The sequence below is a fragment of the Marinilabilia salmonicolor genome (genome assembly GCF_003003035.1).
GTDB classification, from domain to species: Bacteria; Bacteroidota; Bacteroidia; order Bacteroidales; family Marinilabiliaceae; genus Marinilabilia; species Marinilabilia salmonicolor_A.
On sequence record NZ_PVTS01000011.1, the window covers coordinates 130,714 to 147,594 of the forward strand.

At 45.4% G+C, this 16,881-nt stretch carries 4 protein-coding genes; 3 read left to right on the forward strand and 1 reads right to left on the reverse strand.

Translation table 11 applies throughout. The features are described from left to right. The first annotated feature begins 223 nt into the window (after nucleotides 1-223). The 3 genes from BY457_RS12405 to BY457_RS12415 all read left to right on the forward strand — a co-directional run bounded on the left by BY457_RS12405 (nucleotide 224) and on the right by BY457_RS12415 (nucleotide 13,629). Nucleotides 224-949: a DUF434 domain-containing protein gene (locus BY457_RS12405; RefSeq protein ID WP_106153649.1), complete on the forward strand. Its 726-nt coding sequence runs from the start codon at nucleotides 224-226 to the stop codon at nucleotides 947-949. A 534-nt stretch (nucleotides 950-1,483) separates the two neighbouring features. Continuing rightward, nucleotides 1,484-12,694 (forward strand): Ig-like domain-containing protein, encoded by an 11,211-nt coding sequence (locus BY457_RS12410; RefSeq protein ID WP_106153650.1) that lies wholly within the window; start codon nucleotides 1,484-1,486, stop codon nucleotides 12,692-12,694. Nucleotides 12,695-12,735: 41 nt separating this feature from the next. After that, entirely contained in the window at nucleotides 12,736-13,629 is an 894-nt protein-coding gene (locus tag BY457_RS12415; RefSeq protein WP_106153651.1) for a PorP/SprF family type IX secretion system membrane protein, read from the forward strand. A 259-nt stretch (nucleotides 13,630-13,888) separates the two neighbouring features. Here BY457_RS12415 and BY457_RS12420 read toward each other — a convergent pair whose 3' ends face one another. Further along, a complete protein-coding gene (locus BY457_RS12420) occupies nucleotides 13,889-16,816 on the reverse strand; it encodes an FAD-binding and (Fe-S)-binding domain-containing protein (protein WP_106153652.1) in 2,928 nt (975 codons plus the stop codon). Nucleotides 16,817-16,881 lie beyond the last annotated feature (65 nt).

A 16,881-nucleotide genomic window follows, 5' to 3' on the forward strand; every position in this document is an offset into this window, starting at 1 on the left:
TTAAAAATAGGAATATAAATCGGATATCTTTTAAATTGGCTGTAATTTTAAGTAACGTTTATTTCATCCGTATAAAATTTATTTTTCAAAGTCGGATGGAACTCGCATGGTTGATTGTTTACATTCTCTTTTGAGGCAACCGTTGCCATGCTCGTTTCATCCGTATAAAATTCATCTAAGTTATTGATCTGATAAAAAAAGTATTTAAAATTACACTTTCTTCATGTCCCCCGACAAACGAAAACACAGAGGCCCGGCACCGAAGGACCACCTCCTTTTTTCACCGGAACAGGTTATTATCCTGAAAAAAGCTGCAGCAGATTACTGCTGGCTACTCGACCGGAACTATTCACCCAAAGCTGCTCTTAAGTTGGTGGGCGACAAATTCAAATTACAGGAAAGACAGAGACAGGCTCTTGACCGGTGCTGTCAACCACTCAGCCTGGCTGAACCTGTCAAACAAAAAGAAATCAAGACGAGCGCCTCCTTCAAAGACCAAACCGTTACAATAGATGGTTTCAATCTGCTGATTATTCTGGAAGCTGCCCTCAGCGGAGCCCCCCTTTTCAAAGGTAGAGACTCTCTGATCCGCGATATCTCCGGGCTGCACGGATCCTATCGAAAAATCACTGAAACACCACGGGCCATAGAATTAGTGGCAGACTTTCTTAGAACTCATCAGCCGACTCAGGTATTTTGGATTTTCGACAAACCGGTAAGCAACAGTGGCCGCTTGGCCAAACTGGTCGATGAAATCGGTCAAAAAGCAGGTATTTGTTGGAGCACCTCTCTTGAAGACCAGACCGACAACAAAATTGCACATGCCGACGGAATTGTTATCTCATCCGACTCTCAAATCCTTTTGCAATGCGAAAAATGGTTTAATCTTTCTGCTCACATAATTGAAGAGACGATTCCTGACAAGTGGATGATTGACATCTGGAAATAGCCGAAAAACACATCCCAAGACATAAACCACACCACTTAAGATTATTTAAAAAACATTTGTTTAATCTAATTCAGAACTCCGTTTATCCACAAATACAACACATTCACCATATTTTTCTGAAAACCAGATAGATTAACCCCCAAATCAGGTAACATATTAATTATATTTGGCGTTCAAAAGATAGGAGTGAACATTTTTGGAAAAACACATCTTCCATACAAGATTATTTCCTGATCACTCCTGATTTTCACAATTTTTAAGGGCCATAAATGCGTACTCCGGTATTTTACCGGTAAGTGCATTGGATTGTCATACTCTGAAGAGTTGAATTAAACCGACAATATTATGAAAAGGGCCCCAAAAAATTCCGATTACAGAGAGACCTCTCGTTTTTTTAACATTCCCATTATTATCCCCGGTAAGTTGCATTGGCATCTCATAATGTTCCTGTTTTTGTGAGTGAAGAAAAGCTATTGCACCTTTCGCTGTAACCCAACACTAATTTGATACCAATTCCCCAAAAGACCACATACTATGAAGAAACTTCTACCCCTGATCATTTTCCTGACAACTTTTACTGCAACCTTTGCCCAGGAAGGCACCAAACAGCTGATGCCGAATGCCAATGACCGATTATTTATCGAGTTTAATGTTTTTGATGACAGCAACTTCGGTCTCTACGATTGCGATGAACACGAACGCATCAATATTTTCCTGAATGCAGGGGAAAAAATGTTTTTTGGAATGAGAATGGTCAATCACAATTATGGTGGTTCCGTTCATACGGATCCGGATTATATGTCTTTCAGGATTATTGATCCGGATGGTCAGATATTCTTCCCATCAACCACTATGCCTGAAGATGGAGATCCTGGGTACATTAACAGTTACTCTGAAGCAATATCAGGTCCAAACGGTGCATTTCTCAACAACACATTGATTACCACTGGCTACCCTCCTATTTACTTTACTGCATCAAAAACAGGAAATTACAATATCCAGTTTCAAACCTGGGGCAGCAACCATCGAACCAATGGAGATAACTCAGTTTACAGACGCCGTTTTGCCCTTGAGTATTTTGATGTGACTGTTACCGATAGCGAGAACAACATCATCTCCAATCCCGGAGAGCCCAATAAATCTGCGGGTCGCTTGTGGTCTTACGGATGGCAGCTCACCAACACAAGTTTCTACGATTACCGGGTAAACGCGCACTTTTACGTATTCACCTCCGACGAGTTCATCAACAAGGTCAACTTCCGGATGTATCCCTATTCCTTTGTTTTTGTGGCCAATCGATATGGAATTACGCCCTACTCGGAGGAAAACTACATCAAACGGGTACAAAGTATGGAAGGCGACCAGGTAAGCGGAGAAGACCTGGCAGAATACAAAGTATTCCTAAATGATCCCGACCGCAGCGTGTGGCCCAATACCCGACTGGCGCCACCCACCGTTCAGGTGAAAGCCGAGGATCAGCTTTATATGGATTATCAGTATAATCGATACCCGGCCTACAGCGACATCGACCGGGGAACCATCCTACTGGAAAAAAACAATGAATCCTGCCCGCACGAAGACATCACTTTTTTCAGCATCGAAACCAACATAGAAGGCTACACAGCCATTATGCTTGATCTGGATGGCGATGGAGAATATTCAGCCGAAGGCAGTGACCGGGTCATCTATCGGGAACTGAAAAAAGGACTCAACTATGTGCTCTGGGATTTCAAAACAGATGGTGGAGCCGAAGTCGCTGATGGAGAATACTCTGCATCCGCAACGTTCTTCGGACGGGGTCCGGCCCATTTCCCCATGTACGATGTGGAACAAATGGATGGTATTACCACTTCGTCCATCCGCCCATTTAACCGCCTGAACACTACCATTTACTGGGATGACAGTCAGATTGACTATTGGGGAGATTACACCGGGCAGGGAAGAATGGATGGAACAGCACAAAAACAATTAAAAATATCAACAAACACTCCAAGAAACTGGGTTTATCATGGAGCTTGGCAAGGATTCAGTCACAATGGTGAAGAGAACACGCTAAATACCTGGTTCAACGCCATCGACCTGGGGTACAATGACATCGTTTTCGAGGTGGCACAAAGCGATACCAAATGCCTCAACGGGGAAGCTCCCTGGGTGGGCGACGTTTACAAGGAAGGCCCTAAAAACAATGACCTTATCTTTGAAGCAGCAGACTTTGACCCCAAGTTTTCTCATCCTGCAAATACACAATTCCAATCCATCAGAATTACCTCTCTTCCTGAAATCGGAGAACTTCGCTACAATGAGAGCCCCATTTCTGTACCACTGGAAGTTACGCGGGGAAATCTTACAAATCTTACCTACACCCCTCCCACCGATTGGATTGGCAAAACACCATTTACCTGGGAAGCCTTTGATGGCACACTCTGGAGCAACAACGAGGAGGCAGTTTACTGCATCATCAACTCTGCTCCCACCATTACCGAAATTGACGACCAGGTACTTTGTACCAACAGCGAAACCCAGCCCTTAAACTTTACCGTGGGCGACGACGACACCGCCCCCGATGAACTTACCATCACAGGATTCTCGGCCAATCCATCTGTTGTACCTCACAGCGGCATTGAAATAGAAGGAACCGGAAGCGACCGAACCGTTACCATCAAGCCTGTACCTTACGAATCGGGTCATGCCATCATTTACCTGATGGTGGAAGACGGCCTCAGTCAGACCATCGAAGAGTTTGCAGTAACCATTGCCCCCAGCCTGCAGTTTTCGGGCGACACCTCTCTTTGCGTGAACGACCCGCTTCAGCTTATTGCCGAAGAATTTGGGGCTGACAGTTATTCCTGGAGTTTCGATAACAGTATAATTTCGACAGAACGCACCGTTGAGCAAACATCCGGCAATGTCAATTATGGCGAATGGTCACTCTCCATCGAAAAATATATTGAAGAACACGACATCACCTGTACCTCTACCCGCAATTTTAATGTCACCTACTCGCCCAACACCAATTTTACGGGCGACCAGGATGTATGTGTTGGGCAAGAAATTTCTCTAACTGCCGATGAAGTGAATGCTATTTACCAATGGCGAAGAGGCGGAACCGACATTGAATCACAAAACACCGGTACATTTTCCAAAGAGGCTGCTCTGGCCGACGACGGAAACGACTACACCCTATGGGTAAACAAAGATGGTTGCCAGTGGGAATCTGATCCGTTTGCCATCTCCGTAGTAGTAATGCCCTCCACAGGACTAACCATCACTCCCGGAACGGTTGATCCCGGACGCGACGGTGAATTCGTCATTAACAGCACAGAAAACGGTTTTCTTTACAGAGCTTACTACGAAGGTGCTGAAATCGCATCCGCAACCTCAACAGGAGGGGAACTGTCCATGACCATCCCCGCCCAGTATCTGGAAATTGGTGAGAACACCTTTGAGCTGACAGTGGACAACACCAATTGTGAAGTCCCGCTGACCAATCCGGGAATCATTAACGTCAACGAACCCGGAATTACGGTTTCACCTGTCACATTATCCACATCAGAGGATGGTGCAACTCAGACTTTTTCTGTTGTGCTAAACACAGCACCACTTAATACTGTGAGCATAGATCTTTATTCTGATGACGAAACAGAAGGAACCATAGCTCCCGAAACACTGACCTTCGATGCAGGGAGTTGGGACACTCCGCAAACCGTAACGGTAACTCCTGTCAGAGAATGGGAAGTGGATGGAGACATCAGTTATTCCATCATCCTGGAACCGGTTATCAGTGATGATACTTATTACAGCGACATGAATCCTGACGATGTGAGCGTGACCAACACCAATGTGGATGTTGCCGGCATCAACATTTCGCACTCAGAACTGACCACCTCTGAAGCCGAAACTACTGCTGACTTCACAGTGGTGCTGACTTCAGTACCATCAGTGGCAGTCAGGGTTGAATTTTCAGGACTTGACGCTTCTGAAGGAAGCATGAGTACCAACGAACTGATATTCGATGCAACCGACTGGAATGTACCTCAAACCATCACCATCACAGGGGTGGATGATGACATAGACGACGGTCTGCAATCTTACACCCTTCAGGGAACGGTTATCAGTGGAGATAATAATTATGATGATATGGCCATAAGCAGCATTACCGTTAATAACGAGGATGACGACAATGCAGGACTCAACATCAGCGAAACAGCCGTAACAACCTATGAAGACGAGACACAACCATCGGCTACGTTTGAGATATCCTTAAACAGTGAACCCGAATCTACTGTAACGATGAATCTTTCATCTACCAATTCAGATGAAGGACAGTTACCCACCACATCTCAAACACTTACTTTTAACAACGCCAACTGGAGCACCGCCAAAACAGTAACCATCAACGGAGTGGATGATGACATTGATGATGGAGACCAGACTTACGTCATCAACATTTCAACATCAGCCACCGATGTCAATTACAACAGCCTTTCTGCCGCTGTTAATGCCACCAATGTGGATGATGACCAGGCAGGCATCAGCGTTTCCGAAAACTCCATTGAAACCTCTGAAGATGAAACTACTGCTACGTTCTCAGTTGTTTTGGACTCCGAACCGGTTAGTGATGTCACCATCGACATTACCTCTTCCGACACAGAAGCTGCCGAAAGCACCATTTCTGCTTCACAACTGACCTTTACACCGGCCAATTGGAATACGGCACAGGAAGTAACCGTTTCAGGCGTGGATGACCATCTCATTGACGGAGACCAGAACTATACCATTACGCTCTCGGTAAACAACGGAGATGCCAATTATCGGACCTTAGGGGATATTTCCATTGATGCCACCAACACTGACAATGATGTGGCAGCAATAATGGTTTCCAAAACCACATTGCAGACAAGTGAAGACGGAGCATCTGATAATTTTGATATCCGACTGTCAGCTCAGCCGGAAAGCAATGTGACCATTACCATAAACGGACTGGACGCATCGGAAGGAAGCCTGAGCAACTCATCGCTAACTTTCACTCCGGGAAACTGGAATACCAACCAGACGGTCACCGTAACAGGTGTTAATGATGAAATTGCAGACGGAAACATTGTTTACACTTTAACCACGACTGCATCCAGCAGCTACACCCCGTTTAATGGCATTAATGCGGACGACATTGAGGTAACCAACCTGGATAACAATACAGCAGGTATCAGTGTCTCTCCCGCGAACATCAATCTCAGCGAGGGAGAAAACGCAACTTTCAGCATTTCGCTGAGTTCGCAACCTACCTCTGATGTAACCATCACTCTTTCATCCTCCGATGAAAATGAGGTCACCGTTTCACCCGGTAGTGTTACTTTTTCACCATCCGACTGGGCTGCCAAAAACGTAACTATCACTGCCATCAACGACCTGATTGATGACGGAGACCACAGCTACACCATCACTACCTCAAACGCATCAGGAAGTGAACCCAGTTACGGTGGAATGGCTGTAGATAACATCAATGTATACATTACTGATGTTCATTCAGCAGGTGTCACCACATCGGTCGTTTCAGGCAATACCACTGAAGCCGGTGGAACAGCCGCCTTTACGGTGGTACTTGAATCCAAACCCACAGCAAATGTGGAAATCACAGCAACATCTGATAATGCCACCGAAGGCCAGGTTGCCAGCGGCACACTTACCTTTACCCCTGCCAATTGGGATACCCCGCAAACAGTTACCATCATGGGTATGGACGATGACATTGACGATGGAAATCAGAACTATAACATCAATGTGGAAGTAACCAGCGCTGACAGTAATTATGATACTGCTTTCGATACATCTTTTACCTTAGTCAACGAAGATGATGACACAGCAGGTCTTACCATCGTGCAAAACACGCCGCTTGGGACCACCGAGGCCGGAGGAACAGCCACATTTACCGTTGTGCTTGATTCGGAACCGGTATCAGATGTAACCGTTGCCTCTTCATCCAACACAACACCCGAAGGCCGGGTAACCAGTGGAAACACATTAACATTCACTCCATCCAATTGGAATACTCCGCAAACCGTTACCATTACCGGACAGGATGATGCTATTGACGATGGAAATCAGGAATATCAGATTGACATAGAAATAAGCAGCGCTGACACAAATTACGGAAGTAATCTGAATACTTCGCTTTCTCTGAGTAACGAAGATGATGATGCATTTGGAGTAACCCTCTCTCCGGTCACTTCTGTATCCGACAGACTGGAGACCAGTGAGGACGGCGGACAAGCAACATTTACCGTGGTTTTGGAAAGTGAGCCCACCCATCAGGTATCTTTCAACTTTGTTTCCGGCGAAACGGGTGAAGGAACAGTCACTTCAAGTGTTGCGTTCTCTTCTTCAGACTGGAATACACCCAAAACCATTACAGTAACGGGAGTCAACGATGATGTGGATGACGAAGACCAGGATTATATGGTCAGCATTACCACCAGCAGCAGCGACAACAACTACAACAACCTGTCTTTCAATGACATTTATCTGACTAATATTGATAATGATGATGCAGGAATTGTACTCTCAAAAACTGCTTTCGAGACTTCAGAACCTGATGTTACCGACAACCTCTCCATCAGTTTACAGTCTGAACCAACATCGGATGTAACCATTTCTTTTGATTCTTCGGATGAAACAGAAGGGACAGTTGCACCGGAAACTCTTACTTTCAGCCCCGGCAACTGGGATGTTAATCAGGAGGTAGTCATTACAGGTCAGGATGATGCAGTCATGGATGGAGACATCAACTACAACATAACCATCTCTGTATCATCAAGTGACAACAATTACAGCAACTTGTCGGACCAAACACTTCCGGCAATTAATAACGACAACGACCTGGCCGGAATCACGGTTACCCCGACAGCAGGATTATACACCAGTGAAACAGGTGTAACCGCAGGTTTCAGCATAACACTCAATAGTGAGCCTACAGAGGAGGTTCGTATATCTCTTACATCATCAGATATCACTGAAGGAGTTATTACTGCTGTTAGCCGTGGTACTGTAGATACTGATGCCAATTCAGCTACCATTACTTTCCAGCCGGATGAATGGAATGATGCAGTGGAAATCACTGTTACCGGCCAGGATGACGAAATTGATGATTCGGATGTGGCATACAACATCATTACGCAAGCTGCAGTAAGTGCAGACAATGATTACAACAATCATTCTGTTTCCGACGTATCCCTGACCAACCAGGACAACGATGCTTACGGAACAACGGTCACTCCTCAGGATATCGCACTTGATGAAGATGGAGCAGCAAAAAGCTTTACCATTGTACTGAAAAGTCGTCCCACCTCGGATGTCACCTATAACCTAACGGCAGAAACAGACGGACGTGCCACTGTTTCACCGGAATCCGTAACCTTTAGCACAGAAGGAAATGACTGGCAGACGCCTAAGGAGGTTACCATCACCCCGGTCAACAATGACATTGATGACGGAAATCTTACATTTACTGTGGTTCCCGGAAAAGGAGACACCGAAGATGCTCAATACAAAAATCATTCACCGGCCAGCGTATCGGTCACTTTAACTGATGAGGATATTTCCGAAGTTGATATATCCGAACCATCAGGTCCGACATCCGAAGGAGGTGCCGAGGCACATTTCTCCATGGGACTGAAAAGTGCACCTGGAGCTCAGATTTTGTTTGTTATGAGTTCCTCTGATACATCCGAAGGAAAAATCACCAATATTTCCGGTGGTAGAGGAACCATCGATTCACCTAACAATCAGGCCTCTGTTACCTACGATGACACCAACTGGTCAGAACCTGTTACCATCACAGTAACAGGCCAAAACGATGAAATGGCTGATGGCAATCAGACCTACTACATTAATTTTGAGCCGATAGTTGGTGGCACCAGCAGTTATAACGGTATGCTGCCCGACCCTGTGACTTTTGTCAACCAGGACAACAACACTGCAGGTTACATGGTCAGCCCCTCTGGCGGACTGGAAATTACCGAAGCAGGACAGAGTGATAGTTTCACCATTTCGCTGAATACTCAGCCCGAAGGAAATGTGGTCATCAATCTCTCTTCGGACGACACAACGGAAGGAGTCATTACCGCCGTTTCCGAAGGACGAGGCACTGTAAATGTGGCCGACAACGAAGCCACTGTTACATTCAATACCACCAACTGGGATATTCCTGCAACTGTTACCCTCACAGGAGTGGACGATGAAGAGCAGGATGGTGATGAAACGTTCAACATCAGCACCTCTTACGACGATATACTGACAGAAGACGAAAACTACAAAATAGAAATCAGTGATGTTTCTGTTACAAACACAGATGATTTCACTCCCCGCCCGCAGGATGATGCAGCAACGACAGACCAGGAAACGCCTGTAAACATTGATATTTTGGCCAATGATGCAGGACTGGAGTATGGTGCAACCGTTGCCATTGTTTCGCAACCCGAACATGGCGAAGCAACGGTCAATCCCGACAACACCATCACGTTCACTCCCGACCGGATGTACCATGGAGCTTTTTCATTGGAATATGAGATAACCAATTCCATCAATCAGTCTGCTACCGCGATGGTCAGCATCAACGTTACGCACATCAACGTAACGCCTGTGGCCAACGACGACAGCAGAGGTACAAGTATCAACACCCCGGTGGAGGTGGATGTCCTGATGAATGATGAAAACCTCTTTGATGGCCCGATAAACATAACCATTGCAGACGCATCTGCTACCAATGGAACAGTTTCAGTTTCATCAAACAGCAGCATCGCATTCTCTCCCGATCAGGATTTCACGGGAATCACCACTTTCAGCTACCGCATAACGGATAACGAAGGTGATAGCGATGAGGCTAACGTAACCATCCATGTGAGAGAAGAGAATCACCAACCGGTGGCCAATGATGACGAGCTGATAACTTACACCAATACCCCGGCAAACATTGATGTATTGAGCAACGACAGCGGTCTGGAAGACGGTTTGCAAAACTTCAGCATCTTTGCGCAACCTGCCAACGGAACCATCAGCATCAACAGCAACCGGACCTTACATTACGTTCCGGATGCCGATTTCACCGGTAATGACCTTTTGATTTACCAAATCGAAGATGTGGACGGTGATTATGCCCTTGGCGTGGTCAATATCCAGGTATTGGAAACACCCGATGCCACCCCGGTTGCCAATGATGTGGCTGTTGCTACAGAATTTGAAACCCCGGTAACCATTGACATACTGTTCAACGACACTGGTCTGGAAGATGGAGTGGCAGGCATTACCATATCACCTCAACCAGTCAATGGCACTGCTCTCATAAATGCAGATTTCACCATCACATACACGCCCGATGCCGGTTTCAGTGGCACTGAGACTTTTGGGTACCAGGTTTGCGATCAGGACGGAGATTGTGCTTCGGCAAACATCACCGTAACTGTAAAGGCAGAAAATGTAGAAAACCATCTGCCAATTGCCACGGATGACCAGGCAACAACCTATCTGAATACACCTGTTACCATTGATGTATTGTCCAACGACACCGGACTGGAAGACGGAATGGGCAACATTGCCATTCCGACATCTCCGGCATCCGGCAGTGTTCAGGTAAATGCCGACCATACGGTAACATTCACCCCTGGATATTTCTTCGTTGGAGACATCAGCTTCTCTTATATTGTGGCTGATGCAAACGGGGATTGGGATATGGCCCTGGTAACTGTAAGTGTCACAGAAGACGAAAATATTGTGCCTGTTGCAACCGACGATGCGGCAACTGTCGAAGAGAACAGCTCGGTTAATATTGATGTACTGGGCAACGACACCGGACTGAACGACACCCCGGTATCAGTGGGTGTTAGTCAGCAACCGACCAACGGAACTGTGGTGGTGGAAAGCGATAACACCGTTACCTACACACCGGACAGCGAATTTTTCGGCAATGATTCCTTCAACTACACCGTTACCGATGCCAACGGGGACGCCGACGACGCAACTGTTTTATTGACCATTACTCAGGCTGCAAGCGGAATTCCGGTTGCAACCGACGATGAAGCTTCAACCACTGAAAACACGGCTGTTTCAATCAATGTACTGAGCAATGATACCGGTCTTGAAGACGCTCCGGTTGTAGTTACCATCAGCACAAATCCGACCAACGGAACCGTGGTGGTGGAAAGTGACAACACCATTACCTACACTCCGGACAACGAATTTTTCGGCAATGATTCTTTCAACTACACCGTTACCGATGCCAACGGAGACGCCGACCAGGCGAATGTTGCGGTGACTGTTACTGAGGACACCAACAACGTGCCTGTTGCAACCGACGATGAGGCCTCAACTACAGAAAATACGGCTGTTTCGATAAATGTACTGAGCAACGATACCGGACTTGAAGATGCACCGGTGGTGGTCACCATCAGCACAAATCCGACCAGCGGAAGTGTGGTGGTGGAAAGCGACAACACCGTTACCTACACACCAAACGATGCATTCTCGGGCAGTGATTCATTCACCTATACCGTTACCGATGCCAACGGGGACGCCGACCAGGCGGATGTTGCGGTGACTGTTACTGAGGACACCAACAACGTGCCTGTTGCAACCGACGATGAGGCTTCAACCACCGAAAACACGGCTGTGTCAATCAATGTACTGAGCAATGATACCGGATTGGCAGACGCTCCGATTGTAGTTACCATCAGTACAAATCCGACCAGCGGAAGTGTGGTGGTGGAAAGCGATAACACCGTTACCTACACACCAAACGATGCATTCTCGGGTAGTGATTCATTCAGCTATACCGTTACCGATGCCAACGGGGACGCCGACCAGGCAAATGTTGCGGTAACAATCTCTGAAGACAGCAATGAAGACCCCAACGTTGTCCCTATAGCAGCTGATGATTATGCAGAAACCAATATCAATGTAGCTGTAAACATTGCAGTTCTGGACAACGACCAGGGACTTGATAATTCTCCCGTAATTTTAAGTGTAAGCCAAATTGCAGAAGGAGGTTCAGCGATTGTAGAAAACGACAATACCATAACTTTTACTCCCGAAACAAATTTCATCGGTCAGGTTACTTTTCGCTATGCGATAGTAGATTCCAATGGTGATCAGGATATGGCAACAGTTACCGTTGAAATTCTTCCCGGAATAACAGCCATCAACGATACCATCGTAATTGAGATGAATGAAACTGTGAACATCTCACCCTTGAAAAATGACCTGGATATCAACGGACAAGTGCAATTCTCCATCCTGAAACATCCGGAAAACGGCACTGCCGGATTCAAAGGAGCAGGAATTCTAACCTATGACCCACAGTTTAATTTCGTGGGTAATGATTCCATCTCGTACCAGGTTTGCAGTGAAGACAACAGCAATGATTGCAGCAGTGCGTGGATAATCATCCAGATTGAAGAACCGGAATTTGTTCCTACAACTACATTCAGGATTCCGGAAGGATTCTCTCCCGACGGAGATGGAATCAACGATTATTTTGAAATTGAAGGGTTGGAAGATTATGACAGGGTAACGATCCACGTATTCAACCGTTTTGGTAACATCATCTACGAAAATGACAACTACCAAAACACCTGGGACGGAACCACCAGAAAGTCACTGGGTGGATCCGGATCACTACCGACCGGCACTTATTTTTACGTAATAAAGGTTGTTGATACAGGAAAACAGTACAAAGGCAATGTTTTCCTAAAAAAATAAACAAATAAAAGGAACCACATCAACCGGAAAATATCAGAAAGATGACATCAATCTACAGAATATTCACAATCATATTGCTCTCCCTGAGCCTGATTACCGCTAAAGCCCAGGAAGAACCACTGTACACCAACTATATCAATAATCCATTAGAGCTCAACCCGGCCATTGCCGGTACGATTGATGGCCTGAACATGAATCTGCTAACCCGACATCAATGGGTGGGAATTGACGGATATCCGGCATCTTACAGTTTTGGTGCCCATACCCCGTATCAACGACAAAATTTTGGTATCGGGCTGAGTCTGATGACAGACAGGGTTGGGCCGGTCAGAAACACCCACTTTAAAGCATCCTATGCCTATCAGATTACCGTTGCCCGGGGGATGCATTTATCGATGGGACTCAACGCCGGAATAACCAATTTCAGTGCAACAATCTCCGATTTGGAACTTACCGAAAGTAACGATCACCACTTCCAGAGTGATCTGAACCGGACTTCACCTATTTTTGGAATTGGTTTTTACCTCTATACGGATGAATATTTTGCGGGAATATCCTCTCCCCGAATGATTCGGGTAAAGCTGGAGGATGAGTACCGGGAGAGTAATACCTCCTATGATGCACCAATATTCCTAATGGGTGGCTATCAATTTAATATCGACCATGAGTGGCAATTTCTTCCCTCTGCTCTGATAACGGTGATGCCCGGGGCTCCCATATCTGCAGATATCACCACCAGATTCCTCTATCAGGATCAATATTACATGGGAGCTCATTACCGAATTGGAGATGCTGCCGGCTTGTTTTTCAATATTCAAATTACAGAGTTTCTGAAAGCCGGTTACGCCTTCGACTTTACACTCAACAAATTATCAAGAGTCAACAGTGGAAGTCATGAATTTATGGTAGCTTACAGATTGGATAATCTGTGGTGAAATTAAGGATATAATACATAAGAACCCCTCATGCTCTGACTGCCTTAATTGCTTAAATAACAAACTCTTCACTACATTCAGAATGACACTTAGCGCAATGTCAATCTGAGGAGGAACGACAAAGAATCTGTTACGGAAAAAACAGAATTGCCCCAAAGCAATAGATGCCTTTTACAGGGATTCTTCGCATGCTCAGAATGACAAACAACACGAAGGCAATGACTATTTAGGCAACCCCCCACTACTGACTAATTAACTTTTATCTTAAGGCCTGATAAAGAATATCTATCGGATGCTGGGCTACCACCCCCGTTCCGTCCTTTATCTGGTGCCGGCAACTGGTTCCCGGAGCAGCAACCAAGGCATCCGGTTCTTTTTTTCTGATGGCCGGAAACAAAACCAACTCTCCTATCTTCATAGAAACGGTATAATGCTCTTTTTCATAACCAAAAGAACCGGCCATACCACAACACCCGGAAGGAATAACCTCCACTTCATAATTCCGTGGCAAACTCAGCATACGGACTGTTGGATCCTGAGACGCAATGGCTTTTTGATGACAATGCCCGTGAAATTTCACCTTTTTTTGCTCTGAAGTAAAAAACTCAGAAGTAATATGCCCTTTCTCAATCTCCCTGACGATAAACTCCTCAAAAAGCAAAGCGTTTTCACTAAGTTTTCGGGCATCCTGCCTCAGATCATCAGTTACAAGGTCAACATATTCATCCCGGAAAGTAAGAATGGCGGAAGGCTCTATCCCCACCAATGGCGTTTCTTCTGTAACAATATCCTTCAGGCCGCTGACATTATCAATTGCTATTTTCCGGGCTTTCTTTAACAATCCTTTTGAAATATAGGCCCTGCCACTCTCCCTGTGCTTCGGAATCACCACCTCATAACCCAAATGTTCCAGCAACAGTACAGCATTTTTACCCGTTCCCCAATCGTTGTAATTGGTAAATTCATCATTAAACAAATAAACCTTCCCTCCGGGGAAATTTTGCTGAGCCGGTGAGTAGCGTTTTTTATACCATTTCTTCACAGTTGTTTTTCCCAATAAAGGAAGGGTACGCTGCTGTGCAAAACCGGCAATCCACTTGAAGATGGCGGATGTAAACAGGTTTGAAACAAAAAAATTATAGATTGCCGGCCAGAACGAAGCCAACTGATTAAGTTTAGATATCCCGGCAATCATCCGTGTACGCAATGACACCCCATTGGCTTCGTAATAATGTTGAAGAAACTCAGCTTTCAGCTTAGCCACATCCACGCCCGAAGGACATTCAGACTTACAAGCCTTACAGGAAAGACAGAGATCCATTACTTCATAGATTTCTTTGTGGTTAAAACGATTTTTCACATACGGTTTACGCAAATACTCCCGCAGAATATTGGCCCGGGCACGGGTGGTATGCTCTTCATCGCGGGTGGCCATATAACTGGGACACATCGTTCCTCCCGAAAGATGTGTTTTCCTACAATCACCTGAACCATTACAGAACTCAGCGGCCCTGACAACACCTTTCTCCCGGCTAAAATCGTAAACAGTTTTGATTTCGGGTGTTTCCACGCCGGCACGATAACGCAAATGAGTATCCATTGGAGGGGTACCCACAATCTTCCCCGGATTGAAAATATGATGAGGATCCCATTTATTCTTTAACTCCTGAAAAAGCCCGTAATTCTCGTCTCCCACCATCAACCGGACAAATTCCCCCCGCAAACGCCCGTCTCCATGTTCTCCGCTTAGCGAACCTCTGTATTTCTTAACTAGTGCTGCCGTTTCTTCCCCGATTTTTCTAAAAAGCTTCTGCCCCTCTTTTGTTTTAAGATCAATGACCGGACGTAAGTGTAACTCACCAGAACTGGCATGACCATAAAAAGTACAGGTCAGGTTCATGTCTGCCAACAATTTTTTGAAGTCAGCCACATAAGCAGGCAAATCTTCCACAGCCACCGATGTATCCTCAATAACAGCTACCGGTTTTGCGTCCCCCGGAGTAGTAAAGAGAAGTCCCAAAGCAGCTTTTCTCAAAGCCCACACTTTCTTAATATCATCACCTGTCACCAAAGGATAATGATACCCTAAACCGGAAGATTTAAGATCTTCAATTAACTTTTGTGCAGACTCCTGGATTTCTTTTAATGAATCACATGAAAACTCAACTACCAAAAGGGCATTGGGTTCTCCTTTAAGAAAGAACCTGTTTTTGCTATGCTCAGGACTGTTTTTAGTGCAATTCAGTATAAAATCGTCCAACAGCTCACTGGCTGTAGGTTGATGCTTTAATGCCGTTAAATTAGCTCTCAGGGCTTCATCAACAGAGTTAAAATGAGCACATACCAGCCCCTTATGTTTTGGTGGCAATGGATGACATTGAAGCTTTACCTCGGTAATAAACATCAGTGTACCTTCAGACCCTGCAATTAATCGGGAAAAATTAAAGTCAGGTCCTTCTTTTTCAAAGACATTGGTTTCCGCAATTTTATCCAGCGCATAACCAGTATTTCTTCGGATGATCGATGGTTTGGGAAACTCAGCTTTGATTTTCATTCTGACCCCATCACTGGCCAGTGCTTCGTAAATGTGGCGATATAAGTCGGTTTCAAGAGACTCTGTTTCCGCGGTCATTTTTTCCTGAAACTCAACAGGGTTTAAATCAGTAAATACCACCAAGGAACCATCATTCAGAAACCCCCGAACTTCCAGAATATTATCCCGGGTAGTACCATAAACCACAGAATTGGCTCCTGAAGAGTTGTTCCCCACCATTCCTCCTATCATCGCCCGGTTAGAGGTGGATGTCTCAGGACCAAAAAACAAACCGTGCGGTTTCAGGTACATATTCAGTTCATCGCGAATAACACCTGGTTGAACCCTTACCCATCGTTCTTCAAGGTTTATTTCAGGTATCTTTGTGAAAGTTTTGGAAACATCTACTACAATACCTGCCCCCACTACCTGTCCCGCAAGTGATGTTCCTGCTGCTCTGGGAATCAAAGAAATTCTATGCTCTCCGGCAAATTGAATCAGCGCCTTTATGTCCGACTCATCTTCAGGAAAAGCAACAGCCAAAGGCATTTCCTTATACACAGATGCATCGGTCGCATATAATGTTCGGAGCACCTCATCCGAAAATATTTTTCCTTTATGAATTTTCTCTAATTTCTTCAGGTCTGCTTTCATCACATTCCAAAATAATAAAAAACCAATTTATCACAAACAAGCAGGGCCTGCCGAAAATTCAGCAA

Bases quoted from the DNA above. Each gene is read 5' to 3' on its own strand.
- BY457_RS12405 (WP_106153649.1), top strand. From the start codon at position 224: ATGTCCCCCGACAAACGAAAACACAGAGGCCCGGCACCGAAGGACCAC.
- BY457_RS12410 (WP_106153650.1), top strand. From the start codon at position 1,484: ATGAAGAAACTTCTACCCCTGATCATTTTCCTGACAACTTTTACTGCA.
- BY457_RS12415 (WP_106153651.1), top strand. From the start codon at position 12,736: ATGACATCAATCTACAGAATATTCACAATCATATTGCTCTCCCTGAGC.
- BY457_RS12420 (WP_106153652.1), bottom strand. From the start codon at position 16,816: ATGAAAGCAGACCTGAAGAAATTAGAGAAAATTCATAAAGGAAAAATA.